Below are 15,993 nucleotides of genomic sequence, written 5' to 3'. Positions count from 1 at the left end.
GATAGATATTGACTAGTATAACTCGTGCAAGTGTAGGCTCCAACTAATAGGTATGATGTATCGCTGTATATTCTTTACTAATCGCTCATTTAGGCTAATTAAACGAAGCAGCGAAACCCCATCAAGTGTGATACAATCGGCGACCAACATCAGCGTTGAATTGTGCCGTGGCTATCTTGAGTTTGCCCTTGAAATACAGCGCGCGAGTAACCAAATAAGGCTACATATAGGCCCATAACAGAATTGAGCTAAGACACATGTTTGATAACTTAACTGACAGACTATCGCGCACTTTGCGCAATATCAGCGGGCGTGGACGTCTGACTGATGACAATATTAAAGATACATTACGCGAAGTTCGCATGGCATTACTGGAAGCCGACGTTGCTCTGCCAGTCGTCCGTGAATTTATTCAAAAAGTTAAAGAAAGCGCTGTTGGTCAAGACGTTAATAAAAGCCTAACCCCAGGTCAAGAGTTCATTAAGATTGTACAAAATGAACTGACCCGTGCAATGGGTGAAGAAAATCATCAGCTGAATTTATCTGCTCAGCCTCCTGCTGTGGTTTTGATGGCGGGTTTACAAGGTGCGGGTAAAACAACCAGCGTTGCAAAACTGGGTAAGCTGTTAAAAGAAAAACAGAAGAAAAAAGTCTTAGTGGTTTCCGCCGACGTATATCGTCCTGCGGCGATCAAGCAATTAGAAACATTAGCCGAAGCGGTTGGGGTTGATTTCTTCCCCTCTGAAGTACAAGAAAAGCCAGCTGCAATTGTCCAAAAAGCATTAAAACACGCACAATTACAGTTTTATGATGTGCTGTTAGTGGATACAGCGGGCCGCTTACATGTCGATGAAGCGATGATGGAAGAGATCCAAGAAGTTCATCGCATTATTAATCCAGTTGAAACACTGTTTGTGGTTGATGCCATGACAGGTCAAGATGCGGCAAATACAGCGAAAGCATTTAACGAAGCGCTACCATTAACAGGGATTGTATTAACCAAAGTTGATGGTGATGCCCGTGGTGGTGCCGCGTTGTCTATCCGTGCAATTACTGGTAAGCCAATCAAATTCTTAGGGGTTGGTGAGAAAACTGATGCCCTTGAACCATTCCATCCAGAGCGTGTAGCTTCACGTATTTTAGGCATGGGTGATGTGTTATCTCTGATTGAAGAGATCGAACACAAAGTTGACCGCGATGAAGCTGAAAAATTAGCTAAGAAGTTGAAAACAGGGGATACCTTTGATCTCAACGACTTCTTAAATCAGCTAAAACAGATGCGTAATATGGGCGGAATGACCAGCATGCTGAGTAAGATGCCAGGGATGTCCCAGTTACCTGATGCCGTTAAATCCCAAATGGATGATAAAATTACTATCCGTATGGAAGCTATGATCCAATCGATGACGCGTAAAGAGCGGGAAAAACCAGAGATCATCAAAGGGTCACGTAAACGTCGTATTGCTGCGGGTTCAGGCACTACCGTACAAGAAGTGAATAAGCTTTTAAAACAGTTTGATGATATGCAGCGCATGATGAAAAAGATGAAAAAAGGCGGTCTCGCCAAGATGATGCGCGGTATGAAAGGTATGATGCCTCCGGGATTTCCGGGGCGTTAAGCAATAAAGCCTGAAACAAAAGTACACTTTTGATTGATTTTTGCGTCAAAGTAAGTAAACTTTTCGGGCTTTTTATATGACAGCCGGACTCTATCCCTCGATGGAGTCTGGTTGTTTTGTTAACTAATGAGGATGTTATGGTAACAATTCGTTTATCTCGTGGCGGCGCTAAAAAACGTCCGTTCTACCAAATCGTTGTAACCGATAGCCGCAATGCGCGTGACGGTCGTTTCATTGAGCGTATCGGTTTCTTCAACCCGATCGCTGCTGGTCAAGCAGAAGAACTGCGTTTAGACCTGGACCGTATCGAGCATTGGGTTGGCTTAGGCGCAACTATTTCTGACCGTGTTGCACAACTGGTCAAACAAGCTAAAAAAGTAGCTTAATCTGTCACGGTGGTAACAATGAGCAAGCAAACTAAACTAGTGCCTCCTTCAAACCCAATCGTATTGGGAAAATTAGGCGCGGCATACGGTATTCGTGGTTGGCTCAAAGTTTTTTCCTCCACCGAACATGCTGAAAGTATTTTTGATTATCAACCTTGGTTTATCCAACGCTCTGGTCAATGGCAACACATTGAAATAGAAGATTGGAAACATCATAACAAAGATATCATCGTCAAGCTCAAAGGGGTCGAAGACCGCGATGCAGCTGCCCTGTTAACTAATTTTGAAATTGCGGTTGATTCAACCCAACTTCCTGATTTGGATAACGACGAATATTACTGGAAAGACCTAATGGGTTGCCACGTAGTGACGTCAGAGGGTTATGACCTTGGTACCGTTATTGATATGATGGAAACTGGATCGAATGACGTTCTAGTGATTAAGGCAAATTTAAAAGATGCATTTGGCATCAAGGAGCGGTTGGTTCCGTTTCTTGATGGGCAGGTTATCAAGAAAGTCGATCTCTCCACTAAAATTATTGAAGTGGAGTGGGATCCTGGTTTTTAAATCTCCGGTTTACCGGTTTTAATGAGTGGGATAAATCATGTGGATTGGGGTAATTAGCCTGTTTCCCGACATGTTCCGCGCAATAACCGAGTACGGGGTAACTGGTCGGGCAGTGAAGAATAGCCTGCTAACCGTTGAGTGTTGGAATCCGCGAGATTTTACTCACGATAGACACAAAACTGTTGATGATCGCCCCTACGGTGGTGGTCCAGGCATGCTGATGATGGTGCAACCGTTAAAAGATGCAATCCACGCAGCTAAAGCTGAGGCCGGTGATGGTGCGAAAGTGATTTATCTTTCGCCTCAAGGTCGCAAACTTGGTCAAGACGGAGTTTGTGAACTGGCAACAAATGAGAAGTTAATTCTTGTTTGTGGTCGTTATGAAGGTATTGATGAGCGAATCATTCAAACCGAAATTGACGAAGAATGGTCAATCGGTGATTACGTTCTCAGTGGTGGGGAACTCCCCGCTATGGTGTTGATAGACTCAGTCTCTCGGTTTATCCCTGGAGTACTCGGTCATCAAGCTTCGGCTCAAGAAGATTCTTTTGCAGATGGCTTGTTAGATTGTCCTCACTATACCCGACCAGAGGTGTTAGATGGTATGCAAGTTCCTGATATCTTACTTTCAGGAAACCATGCCAAGATCGATAGCTGGCGCATGAAGCAGTCACTCGGTCGTACCTGGCTTAGAAGACCTGAGCTTCTAGAAAGCCTAGCTCTGACTGACGAGCAGAGGATGTTGTTAGCTGAATTCCAACGGGAATATCAAGCTGAGCAACCAGTGAATCCAGACAATTAATTGTCTAAACATATCAGTTTACCTAGGGTAAGAGAGTTATTATGAGCAACATTATTAAACAACTTGAACAAGAGCAGATGAAGCAGGATGTACCTTCATTCCGTCCGGGTGACTCCGTGGAAGTTAAGGTATGGGTCGTAGAAGGCTCTAAAAAACGTCTGCAGGCATTTGAGGGCGTGGTTATCGCTATTCGTAACCGCGGTCTGCACTCTGCATTCACTGTTCGTAAAATTTCTAACGGCGAAGGTGTTGAGCGTGTATTCCAAACTCACTCTCCAGTCGTAGATAGCATTACTGTTAAACGTCGTGGTGCTGTTCGCAGAGCTAAACTGTACTACCTGCGTGAGCGTTCTGGTAAGGCAGCTCGTATCAAAGAGCGTCTGAACGCCAAGTAATACGCTTTCGCTACATCCGAAAGTTATAATTGAGGCCCGCATATTTGCGGGCCTTTTTTATATTCGTCATATTTCAAGCTCTCGCGGTGTTGGCTACGTTCATTCGTACTAATCACATACTCATGTATGCGCCTAGCGACAACTCGAACTATTTAGTATATATCGTTCAATCAATCCCATGTGTAAACTTATATTTACTTATTTTATTCATGCTTTGCTTTTGAATATGATATTTTTCTCCAAATTTTAAATAATATTATTTAAATTCAATGGGATGTGTAAGTGTAACTTTTTGTGTACGTATGATTGAATTATTTTACGGTTTTGGATTGAATTCTTTACGATGCATGATATGTTATCTCTCACGCACCAAACACAAGATCGATAAATAACACCATCTATAAATAATAAGCTAAGTAGGTAATTAAATGATCATGCAAAAAGATGTACTCAATAATGTGAATATTCAAGACGAACAGGTTCTAATTACTCCTGAGAGTCTGAAACAAAAATACCCGTTGAGTCACAGCAATCTGCATGCCATTGCGACATCGCGTAAAGTGATTGCTGATATTATTCATCAGCGTGACCCGCGTTTACTCGTGGTATGTGGTCCTTGCTCAATCCATGATGTGGATGCTGCCATTGAATATGGTGAGCGTTTACAGAAACTTGCTGCTGAATTAAGTGATAGCTTATATATTGTGATGCGTGTGTATTTTGAAAAACCTCGTACAACGGTAGGTTGGAAAGGCTTAATTAGCGATCCATTCATGGATGGTAGTTTTGAAATGGAAAAAGGTCTGCATATTGCACGTGACCTGCTAACGAGCTTAGTTAACATGGGGCTACCACTGGCGACAGAAGCTTTAGATCCCAATAATCCACAATACTTAGGTGATTTATTCAGCTGGTCTGCTATCGGGGCAAGAACAACAGAGTCTCAAACTCACCGTGAAATGGCGTCAGGTTTATCAATGCCAGTTGGTTTTAAAAATGGGACTGACGGAAGTTTATCCACTGCAATCAATGCGTTAAAAGCAGCTGCGATGCCACATCGTTTTATGGGAATTAACCAGTCAGGTCAAGTTTGTTTACTTCATACCAGCGGAAATAAAAATGGTCATGTGATCTTGCGTGGCGGAAAGGCACCAAATTACGATGAACAAAGCATTGCAGCATGTGAAGCCGAAATGAAAAAAGCAGGGCTTGAGCCATCATTAATGGTGGATTGTAGCCATGGTAACTCGAATAAAGATTTCCGCCGCCAGCCACTGGTTGTTGATTCAATTATCGAGCAAATTATTAATGGTAATGAATCAATTACAGGTATTATGCTTGAAAGCCATATTAATGAGGGTAACCAGTCATCAGAACAGCCACGTGAAAACATGAAATACGGTGTTTCAGTGACGGATGCTTGCATTAACTGGGAAGAAACTGAGTCTGTGTTGCGTAAATTACATCAAGCATTAACACCAATGCTAGAGCAGCGCGGGCAAAAATTAAGCAAAGTGAGCTGAGCAAGGTATTGGTATGTCTGCTGAATTATCCCACTTACGGGAACAGATTGATGAAGTTGATAAGTCATTATTAGATTTGTTAGCGAAACGACTTCAGCTCGTCGCTGAAGTTGGTGAAGTCAAAAGTCAACATGGGTTACCTATCTATGTCCCTGAGCGTGAATCCAGTATGTTGGCAGCTCGTCGCGCTGAAGCGGAGCGAATGGGGATTCCGCCTGATTTGATCGAAGACGTTCTTCGACGGATTATGCGTGAATCTTATGCGCGGGAAAATGATAAAGGTTTTAAAACGTTAAACCCTGCGGCTGGTCCGATTGTTATTGTGGGCGGGGAGGGGAAAATGGGGCAACTATTTCATCGTCTCCTTTCCCTATCAGGATATCAGGTCAAATTATTAGGTGAGCAGGACTGGGATAATGCGACCGACATTGTTTCTGGTGCGAGTGTGGTGATGGTCAGTGTGCCCATTCACCTTACAGTCGATGTGATCAGACGGTTGCCAAAGCTGGATTCCGATACAATTTTAGTGGATATCGCTTCGGTGAAGCAAAAGCCCTTAGAAGCAATGTTAGCCGTGCATCAAGGACCTGTCCTTGGGCTGCACCCGATGTTTGGTCCTGATATTGGTAGCGTTGCTAAGCAAGTTTTTGCTTACTGTGATGGGCGAGATGCTAAATCGTATCAATGGTTACTGGAGCAGCTGCAAGTTTGGGGGGCACGCTTAAAAGCGATTAAGCCCGAAGAGCATGATCGTAATATGAGCTTCATTCAAGCGCTGCGACACTTTACAACATTTACGTATGGACAAAATTTAGCTAAGGAGCAGGTTGATTTACAGCAACTATTAGATTTATCTTCTCCAATTTACCGCCTTGAATTAGCGATGGTTGGACGCTTATTTGCACAAGATCCACAGTTGTATGCTGATATCATTATGTCTTCGGATGAAAATGTAGAGTTGATCCGCCGTTACTATCAACTGTTGGGGCAATCTATTGAAATGTTAGAGCGTAAAGATAAAGCCGAATTTATTCGACAGTTCGAACAAGTCAGCCAATGGTTTGGTGAAGATGCGCATCATTTTATGAAAGAAAGCCAATCTCTATTACAACGGGCGAACGATAACCGTAAGTAATCTTTACCGCTATTACCCTGTAGCTTATGGGGTGTAGCGGTTCTTATGCGAAAAGTGCGAATGACATTTTTATGACTTATTTTTATTTAAAATAAGTAATTGTACTTACTCCCGTGTGTTATCCCAAATTTTGAGAAATCTATCGGTAAGATATGGTGGGATCTTTTGCTTAAATGACAATTAATCAATTTATAATATCGATATTTATAAATTAAACGATTTATCTAATAAAGATCCCCCATCATCGACCGATAACACTAATCATTAAATGATGATAAGTGTGGTAAACCGATGTCTTTTAAAAACCTCAAAATTAGTCTTAAGTTAACAATTGCGTTTGGCGTTTTCATTGCGTTAATCGTTTTAAGCTCTCTATTTTCATTAGTGAATATGAATCGTGCAAATGACCGTATTCAGAATGTTATCTTCAAAAGTTATCCTATTACAGCTAATGCCAATGCCGTGATGGATAACTTTTATACTTATATTGCTATGCAAGAATTGATTTTATTGGATGATCGAGGGAGTGATAAGCGTAAGGATGAGTTAGTTAAAATCAGCCAAAATATTTCTGACTTATTGGATGAATTGGATAGAAATATCACGGGTAGCCGCTCTCGTGAAGTGCTTGATAATATTCATGAGGTAAGGGGAAAATTCATCAATTCTCAACAAGAGATGATGAACTTGATGAATCAAAATAATCGACAAGCTGCGATTGAAGTCATGATGACAAAAACGTCGGCTATTCAGAGAGAGTATCGTGAACAAGTTCAAAACCTCATTGCTATCCAAAATATGCTAATGCAAGAAACGGGTTATCAAGTTGAAGATGACTACAAAGCAAACCGTGTTTTATTGGCATTTCTATCGATTATTAGCATCATTGTTGGCTGCATTATGGGGTGGTATATCACGCGTATTATTACTCGACCTTTAGAGCAAGCCGTTGATTTCTCTAAATCAATTGCGAGTGGAGATTTGACTAAAATTATTCAAGCAGAATCTAAAGATGAAACAGGAATCTTATTGGAGTCGCTTGATGAAATGAAGGGGCACCTGCTTGACATAGTTCAAGAGGTTCAAAATAGCTCTGAAAGTATTTCTGCAGCAGCAGGGCAAATTGTCGCAGGTAACCAGAATTTAGCTGCTCGAACAGAAGAGCAAGCAGCCTCTGTTGAACAAACAGCAAGTTCGATGGAGCAGATAACTTCAACGGTGCAAAACACGACTGAGCATACACATGAAGCAACCATGTTGGCTGATAACACGGCTGTGACAGTCAAAAACAATGGACAGATGATGATTCAACTGACGGATAAAATGCGCGCAATTAATGGCTCATCTCAGAAAATGACCGACATCATCAATCTTATTGATTCCATTGCATTCCAGACTAATATCTTAGCGTTAAATGCTTCAGTTGAGGCAGCAAGGGCAGGGGAACATGGTCGAGGTTTTGCAGTGGTTGCAGGGGAAGTCAGACTACTCGCACAGAAAAGCGCAGCATCAGCCAGTGATATTCGTTCGTTAATCGAGAACTCGTTTTCACAAACCCAAGAAGGAATGGAATTAGTTGAGCAAGCTAGCCAACAGATCCATGGTATGGTCGCGAGTGTGGATGAAATGAATGCGTTACTTCGTGAAATTGGGCAAGCTAGCCGTGAACAAAGTGATGGAATTTCACAAATTAACAGCGCAGTAGGACAGTTAGATTTAACTACCCAACAAAATGCAGGATTAGTGGAGGAGTCGGTGGTAGCGGCAGACTCACTAAACGAGCAAGCCTACCATCTACAAGAATTAGTTAATTACTTTAAAATTAGTGCAGTGACACAAAAATCATAATTAATAGCGAACATAATTAAAAAATAACACAGGTTAGCTGCCTGTGTTATTTCTATAGCAAATATTATGATGTCACTTTTTCGGGTTCTACTGGAACAATGTTTTCTGACGGATAACAGCCAAGAATTTTAATAGAACGGGTGATTTCAGCCAGTTCTTTTAATGCTTGTTGCATATTATCTGAACGTAAGTTGGCGTGCACATCCACATAAAACATCTCTTCCCAAGGTTTACCATTAATTGGGCGTGATTCTAATTTACTCATCACTATTTTATTATTTTTCAAAATAATTAAAGCATCGACTAATGCACCTGCTTGCTGCCCCGTTGTAATTAACAGCGTGGTTTTTGCTGGAACTTGCTCCGTGACTTCAATTGCTCGGGGGGCTACAACAATAAAGCGCGTCATATTAATCTGCTGATTCGCTAAATTATGTTCTAACACATTTAAGCCATATAATGCGCCGCCCGCTTCACTTCCTAGTGCGGCAACATTTGGAGAGTTATGTTCCGCGACTTTTTGCATTGCAGTGGATGTGCTATCGCAATATTCAATTTTCCAATGAGGGAACTGAGATAAATATTGGCTACATTGCTGGAATGGTTGAGGGTGACTGTATACCGTTTCAATCTGACTTAGATCGCTACCCGTTATGGTTAGTAGGCAATGGTTAATAGGTAAACGGATTTCACCGACAATTGAGAGTGATGTATTTTGCAGTAAATCATAAACATCATTGATTGCACCAGAGCTCGTATTTTCGATCGGTAAAATACCGTAATCTGCTTGACCGCTTTCAACCAGTGAAAAAATATCTTGGAATTTATGACAGCTACATTCAACGAGCTGATCAAAATGGCGTGCAGAATATTGGCGAGCGGCAACATGAGAATAAGAGCCTTTAGGACCTAAAAATGCAAATCGAGCAGTATCACTTGGTGTCAGATTTAAATGTTTCTGAAGAATAGCTTGCTGGGTAAGAACTGAATCTTCAATGATCATCTGAAATAAACGGGTGATATAAAACCCATCAAGACCAAGCGGTTTACCTTTATTAATTAATACATCGAGTAATTGGCGTTCGCGTTCTTTATCACGAATTGGGCGGTTATCATCAATTTTGGTTTCCGCGACTTCAATTGCATAGCCTCGACGTTTCGCAAGAAGCCCAAGGAGTTCACTGTCTAACTGGCTAATTTTCTCACGTACTTTCAGTAAATTAGTGCTATTTTCCATTCTGCGACCCTATCAAACATCAGTGAATAAAAAAGCCCCCTAGGTAGGAGGCTTTAAAATATTGTCTTCTTTTTTTTCTCGAACGACAAAAGCCCCTTAATGTGAGTGGCTAAAGAAGAAAAAGAAAACAGCATTTAGTTTCATGGTAAATCCTTACAATTGAAGTTATTCAAATAGACATGATAGTGAGCGAGAAGTCAACAAAAAACAGTGCATAACGTAAAAACGCGCCCATGATGAGCGCGTTTGGAAGGTTTCAAGATAAGTGGATTGATAATATAAAAATATAACGTAACTACTTAAACGTAACTGATTACAACGTCTCTAGATTCGCTTCTTTTACACTATTTGTTGCCCTTCTTGATTCTCCTTTATGTTGCACTTTATTTAACTGTCTTTCGAGTTTGTTGATAAGTTCATTTATTGCAACGTACATGTCTTCATGTTTAGAGCTTGCTACCAACTGTCCGGTAGCGGTTTTTATGTTGGCATCAACCATAAAACCTTGAGGTTCTTTTGACAGCACCACGTGAGGACTAATCAAGGTAACTTGCCATTTATCGAGTTTTGCTAGACGGCTTTCAATGTGTTCACGAATTGCGGGTGTGATGTCCATTTGTTTGCTAGTAATGTTAACAATCATATAGTTACCTCTCATTGTTTCCGTCTTTGATGAATTCAGAATACCGATATCTAAGAATAAAAAAATGATTTAGATCACACTTAAATTATGGAAGGTGAGGCACCCACGTGAAGTGTGATTTTGGCTAAAAAAGGGGGGTAAAAGGATTGCCAAAGTAACGATATTGAGGGAAACTGGAAAAGTTGGCTATCGACACGGTAAATAGCCGGTACTTTTTTTGGGTAAAATTTTAGGTTATGAATGTTAAAAGAAAATATTGAAAAGTATCCGCTTAATGTCCTTTAAAATCTCGTCTGAGATATCCAAAAAAAACAGCAGCCGAAGCTGCCGTTTTTATCTTAAAACATCACGTTAGAAAATAATTTATTGGTTGGCAGCAATGATGCTACCGACTTTGTTGGCTTCTTTATCTAAGCCCATCTCTTTATACGCGATTTCCATATATGCTAATGCTTGACGCGTAGCCTCTGTGTCTGGATAGTCTCTCAACATTTGTTGGACACGATTAACAACCGCGACATAAGCACCACGTTTGTTGTAATATTCAACGACAGAGAGATCAAATTTTGCCAGACGATCTTTTAAGTAGACTAAACGCTTACTCGCATCGTTGGAATATGGGCTATTCGGATAATAACGAACTAGCTGGCTTAAATCTTTGAATGCAACTAATGCATGCTGTGGATCACGGTCAGAGCGGTCGATACCAAAGAAACCTTGTAACATGCTGTCATCTAACGCCATTGCCGTTAAGCCACGCATGTAAAGAACGTAGTCAATATTGGGATGAGTTGGATTTAAACGCATGAAACGGTCAATTGAAGCTATCGCCATTGGTAGCTCAGCTGATTTATAATAAGCATAAATCAGGTCTAACTGTACTTGCTGCGCATATGGACCAAACGGGTAGCGGTTATCCAACGCTTCAAACTGTTTAATTGCCGCGTTATAGTTACCGTCCTGTAATTTTTGCTGACCCGTACTATAAATCTCAGCTGGGGAACTATCGGGGCTGACTTCGTTATTGCTGGAGCATCCGGCGAGAGCCAGGCTCAACGTGGCAGCTGCCACCAGATATTTCATACGTCTCATCACGTGTTGGTTATCCTCTGACTGTATCGAGGGAGTCTATCCGTAAGGCTCCCGGCAAAATTCGAGTTACAATAGCATACATTTTAAATGAAACGGCAGCGCCGTCAAAACACAAACACCAAAAAGTAGATTAATTTATGGCTCAACAAGTACAATTAAGTGCAACTATCGCTGAATCACAGCTTGGTCAACGTTTAGATCAAGCTTTGGCTGAATTGTTCCCTGATTATTCACGTTCTCGAATAAAAGAATGGATTTTAGACGATAGAGTGCAGGTTAACGGCAAAGTTATCAATAAGGCAAAAGAAAAAGTTTTAGGTGGTGAACAAATTTCCATCGATGCCCTGATTGAAGAAGATACCCGTTGGGAACCTCAAGATATTCCACTTGATGTTGTTTATGAAGATGAAGATATCCTAATTATTAATAAACCGCGTGATTTAGTTGTTCATCCTGGTGCTGGCAATCCAGATGGGACGATCTTAAACGCATTATTATATCGCTATCCTGAAATTGCGGATGTCCCACGAGCGGGGATTGTTCACCGTTTAGATAAAGACACCACTGGCTTAATGGTTGTCGCAAAAACAGTGCCAGCACAAACTCACTTAGTGGAAGCTCTACAACGTCGTGAAATTACGCGTGAATACGAAGCTGTAGCGGTAGGACGTATGACTGCAGGCGGTATGGTTGAAGAGCCTATTTCTCGCCATCCAACCAAAAGAACGCATATGGCAGTGCATCCAATGGGAAAACCTGCTGTCACACATTACCGTGTCATGGAACATTTCCGTGCGCATACACGTTTACGCCTACGTTTAGAAACGGGACGAACTCACCAAATCCGTGTTCATATGGCACATATTAATCATCCATTAATTGGTGATCAATTGTATGGCGGACGTCCTCGCCCATTAAAAGGGGCAACGGAGGAGTTCCTTGAAGTTATGCGTAAGTTTGATAGACAAGCGCTGCACGCAACGATGTTACGTTTATATCACCCAATCACAGGCATTCAAATGGAATGGCATGCGCCATTGCCGGATGATATGGTGGAGTTAATCGAGGCGCTGAAAGCTGACACTGAACTTCACAAAGACGATATGGACTGGTAATGAATACTTTGATTTTCCCTGAATGGCCGCAACCTAAAAATGTTTCAACATGCAGTACAACGCGTATTGGTGGAGTGAGCCATCCACCTTTTGATAGCTTAAATTTAGGTGATCATGTTGAGGATTTGCCTGAGGCAGTCAGGGAAAATCGCCATCGTCTCGAAGAGCTTGCTCAATTGCCACAACAACCTGTGTGGCTTGAGCAAGTACATGGTACCCATGTTCTACATTTAACTGGGAATCAGATTAAAAATCGTCAGGCTGATGCTGTATATACCAACCAAGTAGGTCAAGTGTGCGCGATTATGACCGCAGACTGCTTACCCGTATTGTTTTGTAGTCGTGATGGGCAGGAAGTTGCGGCTGCCCATGCAGGGTGGCGGGGGCTGTGCAATGGCGTACTAGAAAACACACTTGCACAATTTAATGCGCAACCTAGTGATATTATCGCATGGATGGGACCCGCGATTGGTCCTAATAAATTTGAAGTTGGTGCTGAGGTTAAACAGGCGTTTGTTAGCCAATCAGCGGATTTAGCTGAAGCATTTGTATCTCAGAATGATAAATTTCTCGCAAACATCTATTTACTCGCCCGTAAAAAACTATTGAAAGCGGGGGTTTCTGCGGTTTATGGCGGAGAATTTTGTACAGTAAGTGATGAAAACAGATTTTTTTCCTATCGACGAGAGGGTAAAACAGGAAGAATGGCATCCCTTATATGGATAAATAACTAGTTATCGGAATAATATTCCAAATTAAAAGATATTGAAGAAATAATCCCACCTAAAACTTGAATATAAAAAAATAGACCGCATCTTATCTCCAGTAGCAAGTTTAATCTTATTCTATTGGAGGTGTTATGCGTCTGGACCGTTTAACGAATAAATTCCAGCAAGCTCTCGCTGACGCCCAGTCATTAGCCCTTGGGCGCGAAAATCAGTTTATTGAACCAATTCATTTACTCAGTGCTTTGTTTAATCAAGAAAGTGGTACAGTGCGTCCGTTATTGACGACGCTCGGCGTGAACGCAATTGCGTTCCAAAACAAAATTGAAGATGCATTGGCTCGACTCCCTCAAGTGCAAGGTGTCGCTGGGGATGTACAACCATCAAGTGACTTAATGCGTCATTTGAACTTATGTGACCAATTGGCACAGAAGCACGGAGATGACTTTATCTCCTCAGAATTATTTCTGCTCGCAGCTTTAGAAGCCAATACAACGCTCGCTGATATGTTAAAAGCGGCGGGTGTCAATAAAGACAATTTGAAAAAGGCAATAGAACAGATGCGTGGTGGCGAAAAAGTGAATGACCAAAGCGCTGAAGACCAGCGCCAAGCTTTGAAAAAATATACTGTTGATTTAACCGAACGTGCAGAACAAGGTAAGTTAGACCCTGTAATTGGTCGTGATGAAGAAATTCGTCGTACTATTCAAGTGTTGCAACGCCGTACTAAAAATAACCCAGTCTTAATCGGTGAACCAGGTGTGGGTAAAACGGCGATTGTTGAAGGTTTAGCACAACGTATTGTCAATGGTGAAGTTCCTGAAGGACTGAAAAACAAACGTGTTTTATCACTGGATATGGGCGCTCTAATTGCAGGGGCGAAATATCGTGGTGAATTTGAAGAGCGTTTGAAAGGTGTATTGAATGACCTTGCGAAACAAGAAGGTAATGTCATTCTGTTTATTGATGAATTGCATACCATGGTTGGCGCAGGTAAAGCTGACGGAGCAATGGATGCAGGTAACATGTTAAAACCTGCTTTGGCTCGTGGTGAGCTGCACTGTGTAGGGGCAACAACGCTTGACGAATATCGTCAATATATAGAGAAAGACCCTGCGTTAGAACGTCGTTTCCAAAAAGTGTATGTTGCAGAGCCATCAGTAGAAGACACCATTGCTATTTTACGTGGCTTAAAAGAGCGTTATGAATTGCACCATCATGTGCAAATTACAGACCCTGCGATTGTTGCTGCGGCGACATTATCGCACCGTTATATTACTGACCGTATGCTGCCAGATAAAGCCATCGACTTAATTGATGAAGCTGGTGCAAGCTTACGTATGCAGATGGATTCAAAACCAGAATCTTTAGATAGATTAGAAAGACGTATTATCCAATTAAAACTGGAACAACAGGCATTGAAAAAAGAGTCTGACGATGCCAGTAAGAAACGCCTAGAAATGCTAGAAGAAGAGCTGGCGGAAAAAGAACGTGAATATTCTGCGTTAGAAGAAGAGTGGAAAGCTGAAAAAGCCTCGCTAACGGGAACTCAGCACATTAAAGCTGAATTAGAAAATACGCGTATTGAGATGGAAAAAGCGCGTCGTAATGGTGATTTAGCGAAAATGTCTGAGTTGCAGTATGGGCGTATTCCTGAATTGGAAAAACAGCTTGAAGCCGCGACGAAAGCAGAAGGTAAAAGCATGAAGCTTTTACGTAACAAAGTCACAGATGTGGAAATCGCAGAAATCTTAGCGCGTTGGACTGGTATTCCAGTTTCAAGAATGCTTGAAAGTGAAAGAGAAAAATTGTTACGGATGGAGCAACAGTTACATCAACGTGTTATTGGACAAGATGAAGCCGTTGTTGCTGTGTCGAATGCGATTCGTCGTAGCCGTGCTGGGTTATCGGATCCAAACCGTCCAATTGGCTCATTTATGTTCTTAGGTCCAACTGGGGTGGGTAAAACCGAATTATGTAAAGCATTGGCAAACTTTATGTTTGATAGTGACGACGCCATGGTTCGTATCGATATGTCCGAGTTTATGGAGAAACACTCTGTATCTCGTTTAGTCGGTGCTCCTCCAGGATATGTGGGATATGAAGAAGGTGGTTATTTAACTGAAGCCGTAAGACGCCGCCCATATTCAGTGATCCTGCTGGATGAAGTTGAAAAAGCGCACCCTGATGTATTTAACATTTTGCTGCAAGTGTTAGACGATGGTCGTCTGACCGATGGTCAAGGTAGAACGGTAGATTTCCGTAATACGGTGATCATCATGACTTCAAACTTAGGTTCCGACCTTATCCAAGAACGTTTTGGTATGATCGGTTACTCAGAAATGAAAGATATGGTGATGGAAGTTGTTGCCCATAACTTTAGACCTGAGTTTATTAACCGTATTGATGAAGTTGTTGTATTCCATCCATTAGGTAAAGAGCAAATTACGAATATTGCGAATATTCAATTGGCTCGTTTATATAAACGTTTGGAAGAACACGGTTATGAAGTAACAGCAACGGCAGCTGCACTAGAAAAAATTGGTGAAGCTGGTTTCGATCCAATCTTTGGTGCTCGTCCGTTAAAACGTGCGATTCAGCAAGAGATTGAAAACCCACTGGCACAAGAAATACTGTCAGGCAAATTAATTCCGGGTAAACCAATTACTTTGGATGTTGAAAATGATGAAATCGTAGCAAAACAATAAGTCAGCTAAAGGAAATCATTTAAAGGTAAGGAAAAAGGCGACCGAATGGTCGCCTTTTTTATGCGAATATCGTGAGAAAAGGTGTTTTTTGGTGAAAAAATGCCCGTGAAGTATAAAAGATAATCAGTTGGAAATTATTTTTCAAAAAACACTTGCCAGATTTTTCTGACTCCCTATAATGCGCCTCCACTGACCGAG

At 41.5% G+C, this 15,993-nt stretch carries 14 protein-coding genes and 1 other annotated feature; of the genes, 11 read left to right on the top strand and 3 right to left on the bottom strand.

All coding sequences use genetic code 11. The annotated features are described in order from the left end of the window. Window positions 1-257: 257 nt before the first annotated feature. The 8 genes from ffh (at window position 258) to PSF16_RS08860 (ending at window position 8,275) form a co-directional block, all read left to right on the top strand. Complete coding sequence (gene ffh, locus PSF16_RS08895; protein WP_006660913.1) at window positions 258-1,619, top strand: signal recognition particle protein; 1,362 nt, start codon at window positions 258-260, stop codon at window positions 1,617-1,619. 137 nt (window positions 1,620-1,756) lie between these two features. Then, a complete protein-coding gene (gene rpsP / locus PSF16_RS08890) occupies window positions 1,757-2,005 on the top strand; it encodes a 30S ribosomal protein S16 (protein ID WP_006660912.1) in 249 nt (82 codons plus the stop codon). Between the two features lie 18 nt (window positions 2,006-2,023). Further along, the gene (gene rimM, locus PSF16_RS08885) at window positions 2,024-2,572 is read left to right on the top strand and encodes a ribosome maturation factor RimM (protein WP_006660911.1); all 549 of its coding nucleotides are present in this window, start codon (window positions 2,024-2,026) and stop codon (window positions 2,570-2,572) included. 37 nt (window positions 2,573-2,609) lie between these two features. Next, window positions 2,610-3,374 (top strand): tRNA (guanosine(37)-N1)-methyltransferase TrmD, encoded by a 765-nt coding sequence (gene trmD, locus PSF16_RS08880; protein ID WP_006660910.1) that lies wholly within the window; start codon window positions 2,610-2,612, stop codon window positions 3,372-3,374. A gap of 41 nt (window positions 3,375-3,415) precedes the next feature. Then, complete coding sequence (rplS, locus tag PSF16_RS08875) at window positions 3,416-3,769, top strand: 50S ribosomal protein L19 (RefSeq protein ID WP_006662615.1); 354 nt, start codon at window positions 3,416-3,418, stop codon at window positions 3,767-3,769. Window positions 3,770-4,197: 428 nt separating this feature from the next. After that, window positions 4,198-5,292: a 3-deoxy-7-phosphoheptulonate synthase gene (locus PSF16_RS08870; RefSeq protein WP_006660908.1), complete on the top strand. Its 1,095-nt coding sequence runs from the start codon at window positions 4,198-4,200 to the stop codon at window positions 5,290-5,292. A gap of 13 nt (window positions 5,293-5,305) precedes the next feature. Continuing rightward, entirely contained in the window at window positions 5,306-6,427 is a 1,122-nt protein-coding gene (tyrA, locus tag PSF16_RS08865; protein ID WP_272689130.1) for a bifunctional chorismate mutase/prephenate dehydrogenase, read from the top strand. Between the two features lie 291 nt (window positions 6,428-6,718). After that, the gene (locus tag PSF16_RS08860; protein WP_272689129.1) at window positions 6,719-8,275 is read left to right on the top strand and encodes a methyl-accepting chemotaxis protein; all 1,557 of its coding nucleotides are present in this window, start codon (window positions 6,719-6,721) and stop codon (window positions 8,273-8,275) included. 64 nt (window positions 8,276-8,339) lie between these two features. On the opposite strand, the gene pheA is transcribed toward PSF16_RS08860, so the two are convergent. From pheA to bamD, 3 genes are all read right to left on the bottom strand, one after another. Further along, window positions 8,340-9,512 (bottom strand): bifunctional chorismate mutase/prephenate dehydratase, encoded by a 1,173-nt coding sequence (gene pheA / locus PSF16_RS08855; RefSeq protein ID WP_006660905.1) that lies wholly within the window; start codon window positions 9,510-9,512, stop codon window positions 8,340-8,342. 25 nt (window positions 9,513-9,537) lie between these two features. Further along, window positions 9,538-9,657: a sequence feature (Phe leader region), on the bottom strand. Between the two features lie 168 nt (window positions 9,658-9,825). Beyond that, window positions 9,826-10,155 (bottom strand): ribosome-associated translation inhibitor RaiA, encoded by a 330-nt coding sequence (gene raiA / locus PSF16_RS08850; RefSeq protein WP_006662611.1) that lies wholly within the window; start codon window positions 10,153-10,155, stop codon window positions 9,826-9,828. A gap of 363 nt (window positions 10,156-10,518) precedes the next feature. After that, window positions 10,519-11,247 carry an outer membrane protein assembly factor BamD gene (gene bamD, locus PSF16_RS08845; RefSeq protein WP_006662610.1) on the bottom strand — a complete coding sequence of 243 codons (729 nt, stop codon included), beginning with the start codon at window positions 11,245-11,247 and terminating at the stop codon, window positions 10,519-10,521. A 137-nt stretch (window positions 11,248-11,384) separates the two neighbouring features. On the opposite strand from bamD, the gene rluD reads away from it, so the two are divergent. The 3 genes from rluD (at window position 11,385) to clpB (ending at window position 15,795) form a co-directional block, all read left to right on the top strand. Further along, the gene (rluD, locus tag PSF16_RS08840) at window positions 11,385-12,362 is read left to right on the top strand and encodes a 23S rRNA pseudouridine(1911/1915/1917) synthase RluD (protein ID WP_006660902.1); all 978 of its coding nucleotides are present in this window, start codon (window positions 11,385-11,387) and stop codon (window positions 12,360-12,362) included. After that, window positions 12,362-13,096: a purine nucleoside phosphorylase YfiH gene (gene yfiH, locus PSF16_RS08835; protein ID WP_272689128.1), complete on the top strand. Its 735-nt coding sequence runs from the start codon at window positions 12,362-12,364 to the stop codon at window positions 13,094-13,096. Before rluD ends, yfiH begins: the two co-directional genes overlap by 1 nt. A 125-nt stretch (window positions 13,097-13,221) precedes the next feature. Continuing rightward, a complete protein-coding gene (gene clpB / locus PSF16_RS08830) occupies window positions 13,222-15,795 on the top strand; it encodes an ATP-dependent chaperone ClpB (RefSeq protein WP_006660900.1) in 2,574 nt (857 codons plus the stop codon). Window positions 15,796-15,993 lie beyond the last annotated feature (198 nt).

Origin of the sequence: Providencia sp. PROV033, assembly GCF_028484855.1 — a bacterium.
Taxonomy (GTDB): Bacteria; Pseudomonadota; Gammaproteobacteria; order Enterobacterales; family Enterobacteriaceae; genus Providencia; species Providencia alcalifaciens.
Note: the sequence above shows the minus strand (reverse complement) of the source record. Positions and strands in the feature narration are given on the sequence as shown.